The sequence below is a fragment of the Pseudomonas sp. PDM32 genome, from assembly GCF_019219225.1.
GTDB lineage: Bacteria > Pseudomonadota > Gammaproteobacteria > Pseudomonadales > Pseudomonadaceae > Aquipseudomonas > Aquipseudomonas laurylsulfatiphila.
Genome location: NZ_JAHUWE010000003.1, coordinates 103,492 through 123,816, shown reverse-complemented (window position 1 = coordinate 123,816; position 20,325 = coordinate 103,492). Strand labels below are relative to the sequence as shown.

Sequence of the window (20,325 nt, the reverse complement as noted above, 5' to 3'; positions counted from 1 at the left end):
CCCCCTGTCATCTTGTTGGCGATTAAAAGAAGTCGCTCTGTATGAAACCGAAATCCATCAATTCGGCATCTTTGACCGGGTTGAAATTATCCATCTTGTTCTTGGCAGTCAGCGGTTCCGGTGGACTGCGTAAAGCATTGGTTTTGTCATAACCGGGACCGATGATAGCGAAGACAATGCCATTCCAGCCTTTGACAAAGTCGTCATGGGTGTAGCGTTTGTGACCGAGCACCGGGTCGCCGATGTACACCCAGTTCTTGTCCGCCCGCTGCAACACCACGAAGTGCTTGTAGCCGCGAATTTCCATCAGTACTACTACCGGAATCGTCACGGCATCGAGTCTTTCAGGCGGGATCTTGTAGCCCCGGGCGCGCATGCCGATGCTTTCTATGTAGCGCTTCATGTCCAGCATGGAAAAACCCTGGGTACGGACCAGGTCCTGGTCGGCGAAGACCAGCATGCCCTTGATGATGTGCTCCTCATCGACGTCGAGCCAATAGGCCTGGCGCAGTATCGTTGCCAGCGCGGCGGCGCCGCAGCTGAAGTCGGTTTTCTGTTCGACGATGTCGCTGAACTTGCGCTCACGCAAACTCTGTACGTGCTTGTACACCAGCACGCCGCCCGGCAGGGCGGCAACCGGCATCTGTGCAGCCTGGGTCAGGCCAGACAGGCAGAGCAGGGCGAAAAGGGCCGTCTTACGCATGGACGATACGCCTTCAGACCGAGGAAAAGCGTCGTCGCCGAGGCTTTCATGGCGGTCGCGATTATGGGCATGATTTGCAGCCTGCGGCGATCGACAGCGAGTTGCTTTGCTGGTTGCCGACGCCGGACGATACGTTGGCTCCGCCGTTGCCTGAGAAGTTGTTCATCGAGCCCGTGATCGAAGCATTGTTGGTTACAGGGGGTCTCCAGCCTTCTGGCGTCATCACTTGTTGAGTGGTTATGCCGGACAGACCGAGTACACCTACGGGTACGAACTCAGGCCTGGCGTTGTTGGTGACTTTCAGCCCGGACGTGCTTTGGTTGGCCGCCGCGGCGGCAACTGCTACACGGCCGCCGGAAACGGCAATCGCCAGGTTGTTTTTCTGTTGGTTGAAGTCGCCGGTGGTCACGTTGATGCCGATGTTGCCGGAACCGCTGTTGCCAGCGTTATTGAGCGTTGTGTTGTTGGTGTTGGAGTGGTTCCTGGCGGTGTTGCCGGTGCTCCTCTGAGTCGCGCTGGAGACGGTGACGGCGGAGCCGAAGATGAAGGCTTCGTCCGCCGTGGCAAGGGCGGCGGCGTTGTCTTGCTGGTTGCCGTTACCGGCTGCAACGTTGGCGCCCATGTTGCCGTTGGAGTTGTTCAGGGAGTTATCGATTTTGGCGTCGTTTTGGGTGCCCCGGTTCACTACCCCGCTGTCACTGCTTTCCTGCGAGTCCAGCACGGCGGCCCCGGCGCCTGAGCTAATCTGCAGAATCTGATCCAGCGACGGGCCATTGGACTGTTGGTTGCTGCCCTGTCCATTTCCCTGCACGGGATCAGCCTGGGCTGCGAATGCCATCACTGCTGCCAGGGCGAAAGCCAGTGGTTTGAGAGCAGTTGTCGGGTTCATGGTGATTCTCCGTGCTCATTGGTAGTTCAAGTGTTGGTACTTCCCCATTCGCGCTGTATCGGGGTCAGTCAGAGACCCGGATACTCAGGGTGTTAGCCATTCGGTTCCCCACCCCGGCACTCTGGTTCACCTGGATCACGCCCCGGCTGCCGGTGAAGGCCTGGTCGCTTGTCACGACCTGGCGACTGCCGATTGGGCTGCCATCTGCTCCCGAGTTCGGTAGCAACGCCACGTTCTGTTGAGAAAGAGCACTGTCGTCGATGGCTTGCGGTGCAGCGCCGATGCTGATGCGCAGGGCATTGGCCATCTGGTTGTTCGCCCCGGCACTCTGGTTGACGCCCAGTACGCCGTTGCCATGACTGAAAGAGGTGCCGCCGATAGTGGCCGTCGCATCCATCGACGGATTGGCGGGCGTGGTGATGCTCTGCCTGACGCTGGTGGTTGCACCGGCTTGGGCACCAATGGCGATCGCGCGGACGTTGGCCTGCTGCTGTTGATCACCCGCCGCCTGGTTGACGCTGAAGTTGCCTCGGTATTGGGTACCGGAATCCAGGAGGGTGGCGTTGTTCACCGAACTGACGCCCGAATCGGCCATCGCGCTGGTGCCGCCGAGCAGGGCAAGCAACAGGGCAGGTAAAAGGGCAGGTAAAAAAAGGGAGCGATCCATCTCATTGACCTCCCGCCATTCTGCCCAGTGAGCCGAGGCCGGTGCTCATGGCGCGGTTGATGGTTCCGGAAATGGCGCCGCCACTGCCACCACCGTGGCCGACGGACATGCCTGGTAAACCGTTGGGGTTGGTGATGACATTCAGGCCTTGCATGCCGCCCGGGTTTTGCCCGAAGCTGTTATGAGGGGTCGTTCCGGTGGTTACCCCGGCGATATCGGCGTCGCTGAGTTCGCCGGTGACGCGGGCAGAAGGGTTGGCACTGATGGTGGCCGGGTTCGGATCCCTGCCGCCGCCGCGACCGATGAGCGTTGAGTGAACGGTACGATCAAGCACGATGACACCGTTGCCTTCGGCTTGAACGGTGAAACTGAGAACAGTGCCGGCAGCGCTCACGATCAGCAGGAGGCACATCAAGCCTTTTTTTTTGAATATCTCCACGACATTCATTCCTTCATTTGTAAGCTGGCCCCGGTCAGCCGTGTGATGAATAGAGCGAAAGCTGTGCCGCCTTTTGAATATCGAGTTGATTCAATGGCTTACAGACTTGGATCGGCAACCTTTTGTCGGGGGTGTACCAACGGTGAGACAAAACCCTGAGCAGGCAGCCCGTAATTGCGGACCAACCCCTCTGGAACAAGGGTTCTAGCGTTGTTGTAACAATGTCCTAACACCTGCGGTGAGCAAACGAGGAGGAGCGTTGAAATGGGTGGTTTCAGGCAGGGAGGGTGTTTCAGGATCGGACACTTCCCCCCCTCAGCAGGGGCAAGATGGGGGAAATGCCCCAAACGCCGGTCAGGCGCCGAGCAATCGGGTCACGGCGTTCAGTGCCTGGATTCGGCGTTCTGTCCAATCTCCGTGCAGCACATGAACCGGTTGTGCGTGGCGTTCAAGCCAGGCCAGGGTCTGTTCGAAAAATGCCTGGCGCTCACTCAATCGGGGCTGGCAACGCTGGCCGTCATCCGTCCACTCGACGTGCTCCGGTGACAGCAGCAGGTGCAAGTCGTAATGCCGGGCCAGTAGTGCTTGTTCAATCCAGGCGGGGCAATCGCCGAACAGGGTCTGGCTCCAGAGAATATTGCTCAGCAGGTGCGTGTCGAGGATGAGCAAGGGTGGCTGTTGCACCCGCGCCTGGTCTTCCCATGCCAGTTGACCGCGTGCGATGGGCGTAATGTCGGCCAACGTGGTGTCCCGAGGATTCTGCTCGATGAACCGACGCACGTACTCATCAACCAGCATCCCGCCAAAGCGCTGTTGCAACTCAGTCGCCAGCCAGCTTTTACCACTGGATTCAGGGCCTGTGAGGACCAGGACTTTCATGCGCGCAATGCCGGATCGGCACGCCATTCGCGCCAGCCCTGTACGGCGATGACGGCGAACAACCCGTACAGGGTGGCGGTCAGGTACAGGCCTTTATAGACGAATAACCCGACGAATATCACATCCAGAGCAATCCACAACGGCCAGCACTGGACACGTTTTTGCGCCATCCAGACCTGCGCTACCAGGCTGAACCCGGTCAGCGCCGCATCAAGCCAGGGTTGTGCCGCGTCCGTCCAGTTGGCCATGGCCGCGCCCAGCAACAGACTGCCGACTGCACCGATGGCCAGACTCAACACCAGGGTTCGAGCATCGAGGCGACTGACTTCGCGGCCATGGGTCGTGTCGCCACCCCGTGTCCACTGCCACCAGCCGTAAAGCTGCAAGGCGGCATAGACGACTTGCAGCAGCATGTCGGAATACAGCTTCACTTCAAAAAAGATCCAGCTGTAGAGCAGCACCATGACCAGGCCGATAGGCCAGCACCAGGGGTTCTGTTTGACCGTCAGCCAGACGGCAATGACACCGAGGGCGGCGGCAAACAGTTCAAGCCCGGACATGGAGATACCTTGGGGTAGTCGAAGAGGGGCGGATTGTAACCGCCGATCGGACTTGTCTGATAGGATTTCGCCCCCCGCACGGGTAAAGCTGATTCAAGCTGTTTTTTTCACAGGATTTTAACGGTTCTGTGGTGATCCTTGATGCGCGGGACCTCAGCTACGCTGAGCGCAATGAAAGCATTTGAAAAAATATTAATGGGGCATGCCGGCGCGCATAGCCTTTTGGGGGATTGATGGATCTTTGGACCGCCTTTCAGGCATTGATTCTTGGGGTTGTAGAAGGGCTGACCGAGTTCCTGCCCATTTCCAGTACCGGCCACCAGATCATCGTGGCCGACTTGCTCGGCTTCGGGGGCGAGCGGGCGATGGCGTTCAACATCATCATTCAGCTGGGTGCCATCCTGGCGGTGGTGTGGGAGTTTCGACGCAAGATCCTTGACGTGGTCATCGGTCTGCCAACCCAGCCGGGTGCCCGGCGGTTTACCGCAAACCTGTTGATCGCGTTCTTGCCGGCGGTGGTGTTGGGCGTGATCTTCGCCGACCTGATCCACCATTACCTGTTCAATCCGATCACCGTGGCAACCGCGCTGGTCGTGGGCGGGATCATCATGTTGTGGGCCGAACGCCGCCAGCATGAAGTACACGCCGAATCCGTGGATGACATCACCTGGAAAGATGCCTTGAAAGTCGGCCTGGCCCAATGCCTGGCGATGATCCCGGGCACTTCGCGTTCGGGCTCGACCATCATCGGCGGTCTGCTGTTCGGCCTGTCGCGCAAGACCGCTACCGAGTTCTCGTTCTTCCTGGCGATGCCGACCATGGTTGGCGCGGCGGTGTACTCGGGCTACAAGTACCGTCAGTTGTTTGTCCCGGCGGATTTCCCGGTGTTCGCCATCGGCTTCGTCACCGCGTTCATTTTTGCGATGATTGCGGTCCGCGGGTTGCTCAAGTTTATCGCCAACCATAGCTATGCGGCGTTTGCCTGGTATCGCATTGTGTTCGGCCTGATCATCCTGGCGACCTGGCAGTTCGGCTGGGTCGACTGGAGCGCGGCCAAGCCGTGAGTGACTCGCGCTCGCGCAACAACCCCGGACGCCCGTCCGGGGGACAGATCCGCCATTCACGGTTGAAGTGGCTGTTGTTTGCAGTCCTGTGCGCGTTGCCGCTGTCGGGTTCGCTGTCGTTATGGCTGCACGGGGAGTCGCTGATTCCCCTTGCGGCCTACGGCATCGTCAGCGTCGTGACGTTTTTCCTGTACTGGAGCGACAAGCGCAAGGCGCGCGCCGAGCAATGGCGTACGCCGGAAAACGTCTTGCATGCGTTGGAGCTCGCCGGCGGCTGGCCCGGAGCGTTGCTGGCCCAGCAGGCGTTTCGCCACAAAACCCGCAAAGTCTCGTACCAGTTGGTGTTCTGGATCATCGTGCTATTGCACCAGGTGTTCTGGATCGATCACCTGTTTCTCGGCGCACATGTGTTCGCCTTGACCTGATAGACAAAGCCCTAAAGCAACAGTCCGACTTGAGTGCGCCTGGGCAGTCTGCTCACCACCAATTGGTGGGAGCGCTGCAGCAAGCCCTGCAGTTCTTCGCTGCCGAGCGGGTAGGGCGTTTGCATGATGATCCACTGGGCGCGGGCCAGATACGGCGCCGGATGAATGCCCGGGCGGTCGCAGTGACCGAGAAACAGATCCTTGTCGACCTTGAAGGCCAGGGAGTCACCCCTCAGGCCCTGCAAGGCGAACATCTTGTTCCCGGCAATCGAAAATACTCGCACGCCTCCCCATTTATAATCCTCCCGCGCACCGGGCAGGGCGAGGCAGAAGTTCGCGACGTCCTCTTCGCTCATCCGTCCAGCTTTCATAACAATCGTTCCCCACAGGCATTGAAGGATTCGACCAGGTGGTCAATCCAGGCGCGTACCGCCGGCATTACCCCGCGTCGATGAGGATAGACCGCTTGCAGCCAGCCACCGGGCAACGACCACTCGGGCAACAACTGCACCAGTGAGCCGTTTTCCAGCTCCTGTTCGCAATACATCATGGGCAGCATCGTAAAGCCGATGCCGGAGAGGGTGCTGGCCTTGCGCACGATAAAGTCATCGATGCCCAGCCGGGCCTCGAGCGCAAGTTCACAACGCTTGCCCTGTTGATCCAGCAGGCGGATGTGCACCATGCGGTCGGCTTCCAATGCGCCAAGCACCGGCAGGCTTTTCAGATCTTCGGGGTGATTGATCTCACGTCCCGCGAGGAAACCGGGGCTGGCGACCATCAGCATCTGCGCCTGACGCAGGCGGCGAGTGACCAGCAGCGGGTCTTCGTCGCCCAGTTCCCGTACACGCAGGGCAACGTCAATGCCTTCGTTCACCAGGTCAACCCGGCGGTTGAGCAGCATGACTTCAAGCTGGACTTGCGGAAAGCGTTCGAGAAAGTCACTGATCACCCCCGGTAATATTTCGTGGGCCAACCCGACCGGGCAGGACACCCGCAAACGCCCGCGGGGTTCACTGGACATGCTGGCCACGGCCTCGTCGGCCATTTCCGCTTCCAGCAGCATCGCCTGGCAGTGCCTGAGGTAGCGCTCTCCCACAGCGGTCAGTTTCAGCTGTCGTGTGGTGCGTTGCAGCAAACGTGCACCCAGGCGTTCTTCCAGTTCGGCAATGCGCCGCGACAGTCGGGACTTGGGGATGCCCAGCAAGCGTCCGGCTGCCGCGAATCCCCCGGCTTCCACGACTTTGGCGAAGTAATACAGGTCGTTGAGGTCTTGCATGATGTGAATCCGATTGTTCTATCAGTGAGACGAACTATCGCATTGTTGCCGACTAATCAGCTATTGGTTTCGTCTGTAGGATTAGTCCCATCAGATCGCCCTTGTGGGCGATCCTCACTTGGAGATCCCACATGAAATTGCTGCATATCGATTCGAGCATCCTGGGCGACAACTCGGCTTCCCGTCAGTTGAGCGGTGAAGTCGTCAAGGCCTGGCAAGCTGCCGAGCCGACCGCCGTAGTGACCTACCGCGACCTGGCCGCTGACGCCATCAGCCATTTCTCTTCCACTACCCTGGTCGCCGCCGGCACCACCGCTGAACTGCGCAACGCCGCACAAGAGCACGAAGCCGAACTGAGCGCCTCGACCCTGGCCGAATTCCTGGCTGCCGATGCCGTAGTGATCGCTGCACCAATGTACAACTTCACCATCCCGACTCAGTTGAAGGCCTGGATCGATCGCATTGCCGTCGCCGGCCAGACCTTCCGCTACACCGAAGCCGGCCCTGAAGGCCTGTGCGGCGGCAAGAAAGTGGTGATCGTTTCGACTTCCGGCGGCATGCACGCCGGTCAGGCAACCGGTGTTGCCCACGAAGAATATTTGAAGTTGCTGTTCGGTTTCATCGGTATCACCGACATCGAAATCGTCCGCGCCGAAGGCCTGGCTTACGGTGACGACGTACGCAGCAAAGCCATGAGCGCTGCTCACGCGCGAATCAGCGAGCGGTTGTTCGCCGCTGCGTAAGGCTTGCGTAAAAGTTAGCAACCGTTCAGGTAAAGCCCAAAAAACTCTGTATTCTGGTTACGCAAGTACCAGCTACGGAGTTTTTTGTTTCTGGTCGTTTCAGGTGTGGCCCGACTTATGCAGTCCAGGGTGTACGTCTCAAGTCCGGTAACAAGGTGGGGCATCCCATGGTGCGTCTTTGTGCAACTTTACTGATTTGCCTGCTCAGCAGCTTGAATACAGTGCACGCCGCGCCTGCACCGCATCCGCATTGGAGCGTCGGCTTCCATGAGATGACGTTTCTCGACCCACTGGACCTGCAGCCGATGCGCGCCATCGCCTTCTATCCTTCCAGTGATTGGGAGCACACCAGCAAACTCGAGGGTTATACCGTCGAAGCCGGGGAGGACACCAAGGTCGCCATTGGCCGGTTCCCGATGCTGATGCTGTCCCACGGCAACACCGGCACCCCCCTGGCGTTGCACGACCTCGCCACCTCGCTGGCACGCAAGGGTTTCGTCGTGGTGGCGGTGATCCACCCCGGTGACAACTCCAGGGACCACAGCCGCCTCGGTACTTTGAGTAACCTGTACGGGCGGCCGATCCAGATTTCCGAAGCCATCACGGCCACCCTGGGCGACCGCATGCTGTCCCCCTTCGTCAATGCCGATCAGGTCGGTGTCATTGGTTATTCGGCCGGTGGCGAGACCGCATTGATTCTGTCCGGCGCCACGCCGGACCTCGATCGCCTGCGCCGTTATTGCCAGGAACGTCCGGACGACCGCGATGCCTGCAACACTCAGGGTGAATTGATTGTCGATCGCGACGACCTGCAGCCGGTGGCGGACCCACGCGTGCACGCCTTGATGCTGATGGCGCCGCTAAGTCTGAAGTTCGGTCGCCACACCCTGGCCGATGTGCACGTGCCGGTGCTGCTTTACAGCGGCGATGGTGACAAGCTGGTAGCGGTCGACAAGAACGCCGCGGCACTGGCGCGCAAGTTGCCGACGGCGCCTGACTTCAAGTTACTGGCGGGAGCAGGGCACTTCGTTTTCATGGCGCCGTGCAATGACGAGCAGTTCGCGATCATGCCCGCGCTGTGTACCGATGCCGATGGCGTCGATCGGCAAGACATCCACCGCAATCTGATCTCTGAAGCCGGAAGTTTCTTCTCACGCACCCTGGGCAGGGCGACCCGGGCCGGGATGCAGACCGCCGATCAATAGATTCTTTTGTAGGAGCTCAAGCCAAGGCGCGGTGCTTGAGCAGCAGAGTCAGTCCCAGTCCGGTCACCGACAACAACGCCGCACTGAAGAATATCCACGAATACCCCAAGTTCAATGCAATCGCGCCCATCAGCGGGCCGGCAATCGCCAGCGCCAGGTCGAAAAACACCGCATAGGCACTCAAGCCTGCGCCCCGGCTGGAATTGGGCACCTGTTTGATGGCCTCGACGCCCAGCGCCGGGTACACCAGCGACAGGCCGAAGCCGGTCAGGCCGGCGCCAATCAGCGCGTACCCGGTCGACGGGGCCAGCCACAGCAGTACCAGGCCCACCGTCTCGATGCACATGCAGGCAATGGCGCAGGTGAACCCGCCGAACCGGTTGATGGCGGAAATGAACAGCAGCCGCGACAGAATGAAACAGACCCCGAACACGGTCAGGCAATAGGCGGCACCGGTCCAGCCGCGATTGACGTAATACAAGGTGATAAAAGTCGTCAGGGTGCCGTAGCCGATGGAAGCCAGGCTCAGGCTCGCGCCAAACGGCGCAATGCGTCCGAACACCGCCCAAAACGGCAGGCGTTCACCGCGTACCACTGGTACGGAGGGCTTGTTGCGAATCAGTAACAATGCAGCCAGGGCCAGCAGCGACAGGGCGATGCCCAGGCTGGCGAAACCGAGTTGTTGCACCATGACCACGCCCAGTGGCGCCCCAATCGCAATCGCACCATAGGAGGCGATGCCGTTCCAGGAAATCGACCGCGCGGTGTGCTCGGCGCCCACCTGACCCATGCACCAACTGATGGTGCCGACGCCGATCAAGCCTTGGGCAATGCCCAGCAACAAGCGCCCGGCGATGAGGACCAGCAGGCTGAGCAACGGAAAGTCTTGCAACAGGGTCGACAGCAGCGTCAGCAGGCCACTGAGCACAATCCCGGACAAGCCATAGATGATCGCCCGCTTGGTGCCGACGCTGTCCGACATGCGCCCGGCCATGGGGCGGCTGAGCAGGGTAGCGAGGTATTGCGAGCCGATGGTCAGCCCGGCCACGATGGCGCTGAACCCCAGTTGTTCGTGGACATAACCCGGCAATACCGCAATCGGCAAACCGATGCAGAGGAAGGCAATAAAGGTGTAGAACACGATGGAGACGATCTGCAGGGTGATCGCCATGGCGCTTTGCGGGGGCACTTGCTGCACAGACATGAGGGCTCGTTCGCGGGCGGCGGTGGGAGAACTGCATCATGGCGCGGCGGTAGGATAAAAGGAAGCAGGCTAACTAATTATCGCTGTTCTTGAAGGCCACTTCGCGAGCAAGCCCGCTCCCACATTTGGAACGCATTCCCCTGTGGGAGCGGGCTTGCTCGCGAAGGATTCGGCACCCAACAAAATCCTGGCCATGAAACACAAAAAGCCCCGTCACATGGACAGGGCTTTTAACTTGCCGCTTGTAGCTTGAAACCAATAGCTGCCCTTAGAACACCACACCCTGGCTGCGCAGGTAATCATCATAGGTGCCGCTGAAGTCGGTCACGCCGTTCGGGCTCAACTCGATGATGCGGGTGGCCAGGGACGATACGAACTCACGGTCGTGGCTGACGAAGATCAGCGTGCCCGGGTAGTTTTCCAGCGCCAGGTTCAGCGCCTCGATGGATTCCATGTCCAGGTGGTTGGTCGGTTCGTCCATCACCAGAACGTTCGGCTTTTGCAGGATCAGCTTGCCGAACAGCATGCGGCCTTGCTCACCACCGGAAATGACCTTGACCGACTTGAGGATCTCGTCGTTGGAGAACAGCATGCGACCCAGCGTGCCACGGATGATCTGCTCGCCCTGGGTCCACTGGCCCATCCAGTCAAACAGGCTGACGTCGTCTTCGAAGTCATGGGCATGGTCCTGGGCGTAGTAGCCCAGTTCCGCGCTTTCGGTCCATTTCACGGAACCGGCGTCCGGGGTCAGCTCACCCATCAAGGTACGCAGCAGGGTGGTCTTGCCGATACCGTTCGGGCCGATGATCGCCACGCGCTCGCCGGCTTCGACGGTGAAGCTGAAGTTCTTGAACAGGGTCTTGCCGTCGAAGCCCTTGGACATCTGCTCGATGGTCACGGCCTGGCGGTGCAGTTTCTTGGTCTGTTCGAAGCGGATGAACGGGCTCACGCGGCTCGATGGCTTGACTTCGGCCAGCTGGATCTTGTCGATCTGCTTGGCGCGGGAAGTGGCCTGCTTGGCTTTCGAGGCGTTGGCCGAGAAGCGGCTGACGAACGTTTGCAGTTCGGCGATCTGGGCTTTCTTCTTGGCGTTGTCCGACAGCAGTTGCTCGCGGGACTGGGTCGCCGCGGTCATGTACTCGTCGTAGTTGCCCGGGAACAGGCGCAGCTCGCCATAGTCCAGGTCGGCCATGTGGGTGCAGACACTGTTGAGGAAGTGACGGTCGTGGGAAATGATGATCATGGTGCTGTTACGCACGGTGAGAATCGATTCCAGCCAGCGAATGGTGTTGATGTCCAGGTGGTTGGTCGGTTCGTCGAGCAACAGCACTTCCGGATCGGAGAACAGCGCCTGGGCCAGCAATACGCGCAGTTTCCAGCCCGGAGCCACTTCAGACATCGGACCAAAATGCTGTTCCAGGGGAATACCCAGGCCCAGCAGCAGTTCACCGGCGCGGGATTCGGCGGTGTAGCCATCCATTTCGGCGAATTCGGTTTCCAGCTCGGCCACGGCCATGCCGTCTTCTTCGCTCATTTCCGGCAGCGAGTAGATGCGGTCGCGCTCGGCCTTGACCTTCCACAGCTCTTCGTGACCCATGATCACGGTGTCGATCACGGTGAATTCTTCGTAGGCGAACTGGTCCTGGCGCAATTTACCCAGGCGCACGTTCGGCTCCAGCATGACCTGGCCGCCGGACGGCTCGAGGTCGCCGCCGAGGATCTTCATGAAGGTCGACTTGCCGCAACCGTTGGCGCCGATCAGGCCGTAACGGTTGCCACCGTTGAACTTGACCGAAACGTTTTCGAAGAGCGGCTTGGCGCCGAACTGCATCGTGATGTTAGCTGTAGAAATCAAAGGTTTTTCCTGCGAAGCATTCAGAGTAGCTAGGGTTGCGGCAGTACCGGTTCAGTACCCGTTTCCACTGTCCGGACCTCAGGATATTCATCCCGATCGGCAGTGGAAGTTCCATCTGGCATTAAGTGGACAGCAGCATGTGGCGCGCCTGACCCGAGTCAACGTGCGCTGAAAGGGGATTTTTCCGCTTTCAACCTGGGGGGGCGTAAAGTTTGGCGGCGATTGTACTGGTCTGGCTCTTTAAACGATAGGGCGTTGAGGCCGCAGTGACGTTTCGGCGGATTTTGTAGACAGTTTTTCACAGTTACAGGTTAACTATTGGTTACAAACTGTGGCTAAAATGCCATCCGTCAGCTGAGCGCCGATCGTCGGAGCAGCTCGATGGCGCTACAGGGCCGCTGTTTCGTTTTCAGCCGCTGCACAAGACCTGGGGACCGGCACGCCGGTACAGGGCGCAGTTTGTTTTCTTCTGACGTGTGACGATTTCCGTGAAACTGATCATTACCGTTATCTACGTTGTCTCTATTGCGTATGTCCACCTGCGTGGCCAAGTGCGCCATAAGCTGGGCCGCCAGTTGAGTGATCACTCGACGTTTCTGGCGCCGATCAATTGCTTTCTTTATCTGTTTTCGAAAATCCCCAACAAACCCTATCTCGATCCGGCCGACTTCCCCGACCTGAGTCCGCTGCAGGCGCACTGGGAAGAAATTCGTGCCGAAGGCCAGAATTTGCTCCGGGCCGGCGAGATCAAGCGTTCGGACCAATTCGATGACGTCGGTTTCAACTCGTTTTTCAAGACCGGCTGGAAGCGCTTCTATCTCAAGTGGTACGGCGACAGCCATCCATCGGCCATGAAGCTCTGCCCGCGCACCACGGAGCTGGTGCAGGGCATTGGTTCGATCAAGGCGGCAATGTTCGCCGAGTTGCCACCGGGATCCAGGCTGGTGCGCCACCGCGACCCGTATGCCGGTTCGTACCGTTATCACCTGGGGCTCGAAACCCCCAACGCCGAGGGTTGCTACATCAATGTCGATGGCCAGGACTACCATTGGCGTGATGGCGAAGCGGTGATGTTCGATGAGACCTACATTCATTACGCGGAAAACACCACGCAGCAGAACCGAATCATTTTGTTCTGCGACGTCGAGCGGCCGATGAAATACAGGTGGGCAGCGGCATTCAATCGCTGGTTCAGTCGGCATGTCATGTCGGCGGCGGGTGCGCCCAACGAGGCGGGCGACAGGACCGGCGGCCTCAACCGCCTGTTCGGCAAGATCTACAAGGTTCGCCTGTATGGCAAGCAACTGAAAAAGCGCAACCGCAAGCTTTACTACCTCGAAAAGTGGTCGATCTTCGCCGGCTTGCTGGTGGTCATCATTCTGATCTGAGGGGTATGTCCGGGCGGCGTTCAGTGGGTGAAGCCGGGACATCCAGCCAATCACTTAGTGGCTTTCTTCTTCGCCGCCGGTTTGCTGCTCGCCTTCGGCCTGGCCGTTGCCTTCCCGGTACCCTTGCTGCCCAGGCTTCGCTTGAGCAGCTCGGTCAGGTCAATGACATCCGCCGTTTTCCGTAGCTCTTCACCCGAGGCTGTCTCGACGTCTTCGATCTTGCCTTCATGGGCCTTCTTGTCCACCAGGGCCATGATCTTGTCCTCGAAACCATCCCGATAGTCTTGCGGCGTCCACTGGGCGCTCATGTCCTCCACCAGGCGCCTGGCCATGTCCAGTTCGCCCTTGGCCAGTTCCGGCCGGGTCACTTCGCTGCCCAGCGCCAACTCATCGAGGCTTCGGACTTCCGCCGGCCAGCGCAGCATCACCAGCACCAGCGCAGACTCCAGCGGCATCAGCGCGGCCAGGTGCTGGCGGGTATGCAGTACCACATGGGCGAGGGCGACCTTGCCGGTTTTGCTCAGGGTTTCGCGCAGCAGTGCATAGACTTTGCCGCCGCGCTTGTCGGGCGCCAGATAGTAAGGCGTGTCGATGTTCTGCAAGGGAATCTGCTCGCCGTCGACAAAGGAAAAAATGTCGATGGTCTGGGTCGACAGCGGGTGCGCGCTGCGGATCTCCTCCTCACTGAGCACCACGTACCGGCCCTTTTCGTATTGTACGCCCTTGACGATGTGCTCCTTGGGGACTTCCTTGCCCGTGACCTTGTTGACACGCTTATAGCCCACCGGGTCCATGCTGCGGCTGTCGAGCCAGTCGAAATCGACGCCTTGGGAGGACGTTGCCGAGACCAGCGCCACGGGGATATGCACCAGTCCGAAGCTGATTGCGCCTTTCCAGATTGCCCGTGCCATGGTCGTCTACTCGCGAGTGATGTTCAGGTGACCTGCGGCCTCGAGCAAAAGTTTCCGTGGTCTGTGGGGCCGTTCCTTTAATCGGATCAACGTCGTGTTACATCTTGCCGGGGAGGTTTTTGTTAACAAATACGAACCCCGGGCGTAGCGTGATATCGAAGTCCTTATCCACGTGACGTAGCGAGGCCCTTCCATGAACCGATACGTGTCTGGCGCCATTGCGCTGGCCTTGAGTGCCATGCTGGTGCCACTGGTCGAGGCCGACACCTCTGCTTTGTTGCGCGTGGCCCAGAACCTGCCGGGCAGCACCAACAACAATCCTTACAGCAGCCCGATCAACCGGGCCAACCCCAACAGCATGCAAGGCACCCGTCCCAGTGCCCCGGCCATTCGCGGGCCCAATACCGTGCCGGTCCCGCGCCCGCCGACACTGGACAACGGCGGCATCGGCAATCGATATCCCGAGCGGAGCGCTCCCGCCAGCCCGCCGACATTCATTCCCAATCCTGCGCCACGCGACGCCGGCACCGGCAACCGTTGAGTGGCCGGCATGACGCGTGGCCACTATTTTTTCAGACCCCATGGGTCATCAGAAAAGGAGTCTGCATGTTGCTCAAAAACCCATTGGCAATACTCTGTGCCAGCGTATTGATCACCGCCACTGTTCCTGTGCTTGCCGCGCCCACCCAGACAATGAAAAGCGAAGAAGGCACACTCGAGGTGACCACCGTCGTGACGGGGTTGGAGCACCCTTGGGCACTGGCATTCCTGCCGGATGGTAAAAACATGCTGGTCACCGAGCGTCCCGGCAACCTGCGGCTGGTCAGCGCCGATGGCAAGCTGTCGGCACCGCTCAATGGCGTGCCGACGGTCTGGGCCAAGGCCCAGGGCGGCTTGCTCGACGTCGCTTTGTCACCCGATTTCAAACAGGACCGGATGGTCTATCTGTCCTATGCCGAAGGGGGTGGAGAGGATAACAAGGCCGGTACTGCGGTGGGGCGCGGCCGGCTCTCCGACGACCTGACGGCCATCAAGGACTTCCAGGTGATCCTGCGCCAGGAACCCAAACTCTCGGAAGGCAACCATTTTGGTTCGCGAATGGTGTTCGACCGCGACGGCTATCTGTTCGTGACGCTGGGGGAAAACAACGAGCGCTCGACCGCCCAGGATCTCGACAAGTTGCAAGGCAAGGTGGTGCGAGTCTACCCGGACGGCACGGTGCCCAAGGACAACCCCTTTGTCGGCCAGGCCAACGTGCGCCCGGAAATCTGGTCCTACGGCCAGCGTAACCCGCAAGGCGCGGCGCTCAACCCGTGGAACGGCACACTGTGGGAAAACGAACATGGCCCTCTGGGCGGCGATGAAATCAACATCATCGAGCGGGGCAGGAATTACGGCTGGCCACTGGCGACCCATGGCATCAACTACTCCGGTAAACCGATTCCCGAAGCCAGGGGGGAAACCGTTGAAGGTACCGTTGCCCCGAACCATGTCTTGGAAAAGTCCCCGGGCCTGAGCGGCATGGCGTTCTACGATTCCGATCGTTTCAAGGCCTGGCAAGGCAACGTGTTCATCGGTGCGTTGGTCAGCCAGGAGCTGATCCGTCTCGAGTTCGATGGCGACAAGGTGGTGCACGAGGAGCGTTTGCTCGGAACGTTGAGAAAGCGCATTCGCGACGTGCGACAGGGGCCGGATGGGTATTTGTATGTGTTGACCGATGAAGAGGATGGTGCGTTGTATAAAGTCGGATTGAAGTGAGGCCCACACGCTGCCTTCGCGAGCAAGCCCGCTCCCACAGGGGAATGCATTTCAAGTGTGGGAGCGCGAAGGCGGTGTGAGAACCAGCACAGAAATAGCGACTACTTCTGTCCATACACAATCACAGCCGCCCTCAATTTGTCCCGGCCAAAGCTACACATCTTCTCGAACTCCCCATGGCTGACCGGCAGGTGCTGGCAGTCCATGGCCTGGCGATGCTGGCTGTGGTCCACATCGGGATCGTGCAGGTAGACAAATTCGTCATCGCAATCGGTCACTATCACCCAGTGCGGCGATTTGGAGCGGGTCAGGCGATAGCTGCTGATCAGCACCAACGGTTGCCCGCCATGCTCCAGCAGTTGTGCAAGATTCAGTGGCCCGCCGATCTCGCACACGACGTCACTGGCAAGCAGCTGCGCGGTGAACTCTTCGTGCACCAGGCGCATTACGTCTTTTTTATGCTCATCGCGCACCCCGTCAAGGAACAATGGCCCGGCCTTGCTCAGTTGCAGGCGCACCCGAAACTCGCGGCGCCAGGCCGCCAATGCCAGACCTTGCGGGCTGCAACCCCCGTGGCCGGAGGTCATGAACACGGTGGTTGCCTCGCGCCAGATTTGCAGTTCTTCACGCCGCTCCAGCAAACGCCCCGGCTGCAACGCGCCCATGGCCATGAGCAGGCAGGCCGGACCGCAGGTGAAATCGGTGGTCTGCGGGTAGTAGGGCACTTGAATGTTGCGTGATTCGCGGTGCTGGAGGATGCGTTTTTCCAGGCGCAACGCATCGGCGTGGTCCTGATAGTAGTCGTGGATCAGGGCAAAGCGCCGGTACCCGTTACGTTCATACAGGGCAATCGCCGCCGGATTGTCGAGACGCACCTCCAGACGCAAATAGGCGCAATCGTGTTCCAGGGCAATGGCTTCAGTGCGATCGAGCAGCTGCTTGCCCAGGCCATTGCCCCGCGCCTGAGCCGCGATGGCGATCGAATAGAGACGCGCCAGCGACGTACCTCGATGGAAAAGCACCAGGGCGTAACCCAGCAGATGTTCGCCGCGCTGGGCCACGAGCAGTTGCCCGTTGGCGCGGCTGATCATCCATTGAAAGCTGCGGCTGTTGAGCCGGTCGGTGGTAAAGCATTGCTCTTCAAGTTGCAGCAGTGCGGGTAAGTCCTCTATTACCGCTAAACGAAAAACTGTATTCATAATGACCGCCGTAAAAGTTGCGTAACGAAACGGGACTTTCGAAAAAGTTCGTGCTTAATAGGAAAGGTCTTGTTCTCCAACGGATCAATCACTATGTCAGCGGTACAAGGTCATTGGCGCGAAGTATCCGAGCAAACTTTGCCGACGGCAATCACTTCGGCAACTTATTTAAATGATTCCAATAAAACTTCCAGCCAGTTGATTATCATCGTCGAACGCAAGGAAGACTGGGTCTCCTATTTTCCCAGCGAGGACATCGTCACGGCCCAGGAATATCTGGAGCGAACCCGCGACAATGAGCAGGGCAAGCGCGTGCAGGTCATCAACCTGTGCCGCAGTTACAAGTACCTGGGGCACGGTTACTACTGCTCGCTGCTGGCTGAAGCCCGTGGGCACAAGGTCATTCCGTCGGTGCGAACCATCAGCGAACTGACCCGCAAATCCCTTTATGGCCTGGCGCTGGACGACCTGGATAAAACCCTGGAAAAAGCCCTCAGTCATCATGCCTACAGTGACACCGAAGGGTTTACCCTGACGTTGTATTTCGGCAAGACCAATATCGAACCTTTGCAGGATTTGGCCAGGCAATTATTTGAAGTGTTTGCCTGTCCGATCTTGTTAGTTGAATTTCGCCGAACTAACGGCTGGCATATCGAAGGCATCAAGTCGGGTGCATTGCACAAGTTGCGGGAAGACCAGGAAGATCAATTTGCCCATTCCCTCGACAGTTTCAGTCGCAAGATCTGGCGCCTGCCACGCTCACGACGGCTGGCCCGCTACGACCTGGCCATCCTGCACGATCCCGAGGAAGCCCTGCCACCGTCGAATGCCAGGGCGCTGGACAATTTCGTCCGGGTCGGCAGGACCCTGGGCATCGACGTCGAACTGATCGAGCGCAAGGACTATGCACGGATTGCCGAATACGACGGTTTGTTGATCCGCGAGACCACCAGCGTCGACAACCATACTTATCGCTTCGCCAAGAAAGCCGAGAGCGAAGGGCTGGTGGTGATGGACGACCCGACGTCGATCCTGCGCTGCACCAACAAGGTGTATCTGACCGACCTGCTCAAGAGTCATCAACTGGGCATGCCCGCCACTGAAATCCTCTACAAGGAGCGACCGGAAGACTTCGAACGGGTTGGCGAACGACTGGGCTTTCCGCTGGTGTTGAAGATCCCCGACGGTTGTTTCTCCCGGGGCGTGATCAAGGTCGAGAGCCAGCAGTTGTTGCTCGAAGCCACCGCCGAACTGTTCGAACACTCGGTGCTGCTGCTGGCCCAGGAGTTCTTCTACACCGAGTACGACTGGCGCATTGGCGTGCTCAACCGCAAACCGATCTTTGCCTGCCAGTACTTCATGTCCAAGGGCCACTGGCAAATCTACAACCACAAGGCCAAGGGCCAGGACATCAATGGTGAATGCCGCACCCTGGCGGTTCACGAAGCGCCGCGGGCGGTGGTGGAACTGGCGGTGAAGACGGCCAACCTGATCGGCGACGGCCTCTACGGGGTCGACCTCAAACAGTCCGGCGACAAAGTGGTGGTGATCGAGGTCAACGACAACCCGAACATGGACGCCGGCATCGAGGACGCCTACCTGCAGGACGATCTGTATTCACTGGTGCTGGAGGAGTTCGTTCGGCGCCTGGAGCTTAAACGTCGCGGCCAGGCCTGGTGAAGCTGCGATGATCAAGAGTTTTCAGTTGAGCGGTGGAACGCTGCAGGCCGTCGAGCGACTGGACGCCGAGGTGATGCTGTTCAGTCATCCCGATGCGGCCGAGCGCGACCTGCTGCACAGTCATTTCAAACTCGACGAACACGCCTTGGCCTCGGCGCTGGACCCTGACGAGGTGTCACGCATCGAGTTCCATCCCGACAACCTGTTCCTCATCTGGAAGCGTCCGGACAGTTACTCCGGCGCCGACAACCTGGGGTTTCAGGTGTCGTCCTGTGGCCTGCTGTTTTCTCCGGGGCGCTTGCTGGTGATCGCCACCGATGACGCACCGCTCAACGGGCTCGGCAAGCGCCAGGCGCTCGACACGCCACTGGATGTCCTGCTGGATCTGCTGTTCAACAACATCCACCACTATCTGGGGCACTTGAAGGTGATCAAGTTGATCGCCCGGGAATTGCAGCAGAAATTCAACGCCTCGATGCAGAACCAGCATCTGATCCAGATGTTCAACCTCAGCGAAAGCCTGATCTATTACATCAATGCGATTCACAGCAATGGCGCTGTGCTGAACCGACTACGCAATCATGCGCAAAAGCAGGGCTTCAACGCCGAGGCCATCAGCCTGATCGATGACCTGATCATCGAAAACAACCAGTGTTACAAGCAGGCGGAAATCTATTCAACGGTGTTCTCCGGCCTTATCGACGCCCGGGGCAACCTGATGAACAACAGCATGAACAACCTGCTGCGCAAGCTGACGTTGATCAACGTGGTGTTTTTGCCCTTGAACCTGATTGCGAGCATCGGCGGCATGTCCGAGTTCAGCATGATGACGGCTGGAACGCCGTGGTGGGTTTCCTACCCCTTGCTGCTGTCGACGATGATGATCGGGGCGGGGGCGATGGTGGTGGGGCTCAAGCGGTTGGCGAAGTGATGGCGGTGAATCAGGCAAATGAAGATGTCGAATCTGACGACCCCTTCGCGAGCAAGCCCGCTCCCACAGGGGATTTCAGTGGGCGCAAGACCCGTGTGGGAGCGGGCTTGCTCGCGAAAGCAATTTCAAGGCTTCTACAACTGTCGAGTCGTAGCAGGCAATTTTCGGCGATCCTGAACCCCGCGTACCACCAGATACAACAACGGCCCAACCGACACAAACACAGCGGTGATCAATAGATAAGGCACCACCGCAACCGCCGACAGCCCGCGCTTGCGTGCATCCCGGTACATCCAGATACCCGCCAGCGTCGCCAGCAAGTACAGATCGATCACCACTTGCGCAGTATCGGGACGTGACATCAGGCTGATGCCGAAGTCGATCAGCGATTGTTCGGCCCGGAGCATCACCGAAAGGGTATAGCCGGCAAAGGCGAACAGGGCGATAAGGGGCAAGGCAATGGCATTCATGTGTTCCTTCCTTGGGCAATGACTGGAATCGGCAGCCTAGAGGGATCTGCACAAATTTGCCATTGACTTGCCATCAACG

At 59.2% G+C, this 20,325-nt stretch carries 22 protein-coding genes; 9 read left to right on the top strand and 13 right to left on the bottom strand.

The window, feature by feature from the left end:
* Window positions 1-22: 22 nt before the first annotated feature.
* From KW846_RS07000 to pnuC, 6 genes are all read right to left on the bottom strand, one after another.
* Window positions 23-703: a C39 family peptidase gene (locus KW846_RS07000; protein ID WP_218481748.1), complete on the bottom strand. Its 681-nt coding sequence runs from the start codon at window positions 701-703 to the stop codon at window positions 23-25.
* Window positions 704-764: 61 nt separating this feature from the next.
* A complete protein-coding gene (locus KW846_RS06995) occupies window positions 765-1,592 on the bottom strand; it encodes a heme utilization protein (protein WP_218481747.1) in 828 nt (275 codons plus the stop codon).
* A gap of 64 nt (window positions 1,593-1,656) precedes the next feature.
* A complete protein-coding gene (locus KW846_RS06990) occupies window positions 1,657-2,259 on the bottom strand; it encodes an adhesin (protein WP_218481746.1) in 603 nt (200 codons plus the stop codon).
* A 1-nt stretch (window position 2,260) separates the two neighbouring features.
* The gene (locus KW846_RS06985; RefSeq protein ID WP_218481745.1) at window positions 2,261-2,707 is read right to left on the bottom strand and encodes a hypothetical protein; all 447 of its coding nucleotides are present in this window, start codon (window positions 2,705-2,707) and stop codon (window positions 2,261-2,263) included.
* Window positions 2,708-3,052: 345 nt separating this feature from the next.
* A complete protein-coding gene (locus KW846_RS06980; protein ID WP_218481744.1) occupies window positions 3,053-3,577 on the bottom strand; it encodes an AAA family ATPase in 525 nt (174 codons plus the stop codon).
* A complete protein-coding gene (gene pnuC / locus KW846_RS06975) occupies window positions 3,574-4,137 on the bottom strand; it encodes a nicotinamide riboside transporter PnuC (RefSeq protein WP_218481743.1) in 564 nt (187 codons plus the stop codon). The genes KW846_RS06980 and pnuC overlap by 4 nt, the downstream gene beginning before the upstream one ends.
* A 233-nt stretch (window positions 4,138-4,370) precedes the next feature.
* Here pnuC and KW846_RS06970 point away from each other — a divergent pair, with 233 nt between their 5' ends.
* Entirely contained in the window at window positions 4,371-5,201 is an 831-nt protein-coding gene (locus KW846_RS06970) for an undecaprenyl-diphosphate phosphatase (RefSeq protein ID WP_104447227.1), read from the top strand.
* Window positions 5,198-5,626, top strand: a complete 429-nt coding sequence (locus tag KW846_RS06965) for a DUF1294 domain-containing protein (protein ID WP_218478535.1) — start codon at window positions 5,198-5,200, stop codon at window positions 5,624-5,626. The genes KW846_RS06970 and KW846_RS06965 overlap by 4 nt, the downstream gene beginning before the upstream one ends.
* Window positions 5,627-5,637: 11 nt before the next feature.
* On the opposite strand, the gene KW846_RS06960 is transcribed toward KW846_RS06965, so the two are convergent.
* A complete protein-coding gene (locus KW846_RS06960) occupies window positions 5,638-5,997 on the bottom strand; it encodes an MmcQ/YjbR family DNA-binding protein (protein WP_218478533.1) in 360 nt (119 codons plus the stop codon).
* On the bottom strand, window positions 5,994-6,902 hold the full coding sequence (locus tag KW846_RS06955) for a LysR substrate-binding domain-containing protein (protein WP_218481742.1): 909 nt from the start codon (window positions 6,900-6,902) through the stop codon (window positions 5,994-5,996). Before KW846_RS06955 ends, KW846_RS06960 begins: the two co-directional genes overlap by 4 nt.
* Before the next feature lie 131 nt (window positions 6,903-7,033).
* Between KW846_RS06955 and KW846_RS06950 the strand changes: the two genes are divergently transcribed.
* A complete protein-coding gene (locus KW846_RS06950; protein WP_218481741.1) occupies window positions 7,034-7,645 on the top strand; it encodes an FMN-dependent NADH-azoreductase in 612 nt (203 codons plus the stop codon).
* A 167-nt stretch (window positions 7,646-7,812) separates the two neighbouring features.
* Window positions 7,813-8,850, top strand: coding sequence for a dienelactone hydrolase (locus KW846_RS06945; RefSeq protein ID WP_218481740.1), 1,038 nt, complete (start codon window positions 7,813-7,815; stop codon window positions 8,848-8,850).
* Between the two features lie 16 nt (window positions 8,851-8,866).
* On the opposite strand, the gene KW846_RS06940 is transcribed toward KW846_RS06945, so the two are convergent.
* Both KW846_RS06940 and KW846_RS06935 read right to left on the bottom strand, forming a co-directional pair.
* Window positions 8,867-10,054, bottom strand: coding sequence for an MFS transporter (locus KW846_RS06940; protein ID WP_218481739.1), 1,188 nt, complete (start codon window positions 10,052-10,054; stop codon window positions 8,867-8,869).
* Between the two features lie 268 nt (window positions 10,055-10,322).
* Window positions 10,323-11,909, bottom strand: coding sequence for an ABC-F family ATPase (locus tag KW846_RS06935; protein ID WP_033044478.1), 1,587 nt, complete (start codon window positions 11,907-11,909; stop codon window positions 10,323-10,325).
* Window positions 11,910-12,397: 488 nt separating this feature from the next.
* Between KW846_RS06935 and lpxO the strand changes: the two genes are divergently transcribed.
* Window positions 12,398-13,297 carry a lipid A hydroxylase LpxO gene (gene lpxO / locus KW846_RS06930; RefSeq protein ID WP_218481738.1) on the top strand — a complete coding sequence of 300 codons (900 nt, stop codon included), beginning with the start codon at window positions 12,398-12,400 and terminating at the stop codon, window positions 13,295-13,297.
* Window positions 13,298-13,347: 50 nt separating this feature from the next.
* Here the strand turns inward: lpxO and KW846_RS06925 are convergent, their stop codons facing one another.
* Window positions 13,348-14,208, bottom strand: coding sequence for a Ku protein (locus KW846_RS06925; protein WP_218481737.1), 861 nt, complete (start codon window positions 14,206-14,208; stop codon window positions 13,348-13,350).
* A 193-nt stretch (window positions 14,209-14,401) separates the two neighbouring features.
* Here KW846_RS06925 and KW846_RS06920 point away from each other — a divergent pair, with 193 nt between their 5' ends.
* Together KW846_RS06920 and KW846_RS06915 are read left to right on the top strand one after the other, a co-directional pair.
* A complete protein-coding gene (locus KW846_RS06920; RefSeq protein ID WP_218481736.1) occupies window positions 14,402-14,749 on the top strand; it encodes a hypothetical protein in 348 nt (115 codons plus the stop codon).
* 65 nt (window positions 14,750-14,814) lie between these two features.
* Complete coding sequence (locus tag KW846_RS06915) at window positions 14,815-15,966, top strand: PQQ-dependent sugar dehydrogenase (RefSeq protein ID WP_218481735.1); 1,152 nt, start codon at window positions 14,815-14,817, stop codon at window positions 15,964-15,966.
* A 101-nt stretch (window positions 15,967-16,067) separates the two neighbouring features.
* On the opposite strand, the gene KW846_RS06910 is transcribed toward KW846_RS06915, so the two are convergent.
* Complete coding sequence (locus KW846_RS06910; protein WP_218481734.1) at window positions 16,068-17,165, bottom strand: GNAT family N-acetyltransferase/peptidase C39 family protein; 1,098 nt, start codon at window positions 17,163-17,165, stop codon at window positions 16,068-16,070.
* A gap of 93 nt (window positions 17,166-17,258) precedes the next feature.
* Between KW846_RS06910 and KW846_RS06905 the strand changes: the two genes are divergently transcribed.
* Window positions 17,259-18,845, top strand: a complete 1,587-nt coding sequence (locus KW846_RS06905) for a RimK family protein (protein ID WP_256356637.1) — start codon at window positions 17,259-17,261, stop codon at window positions 18,843-18,845.
* Window positions 18,846-18,852: 7 nt separating this feature from the next.
* On the top strand, window positions 18,853-19,776 hold the full coding sequence (locus KW846_RS06900; protein ID WP_104447215.1) for a magnesium transporter CorA family protein: 924 nt from the start codon (window positions 18,853-18,855) through the stop codon (window positions 19,774-19,776).
* A 134-nt stretch (window positions 19,777-19,910) separates the two neighbouring features.
* On the opposite strand, the gene KW846_RS06895 is transcribed toward KW846_RS06900, so the two are convergent.
* Window positions 19,911-20,246: a DUF2834 domain-containing protein gene (locus tag KW846_RS06895; RefSeq protein ID WP_218481733.1), complete on the bottom strand. Its 336-nt coding sequence runs from the start codon at window positions 20,244-20,246 to the stop codon at window positions 19,911-19,913.
* Window positions 20,247-20,325: the final 79 nt, after the last annotated feature.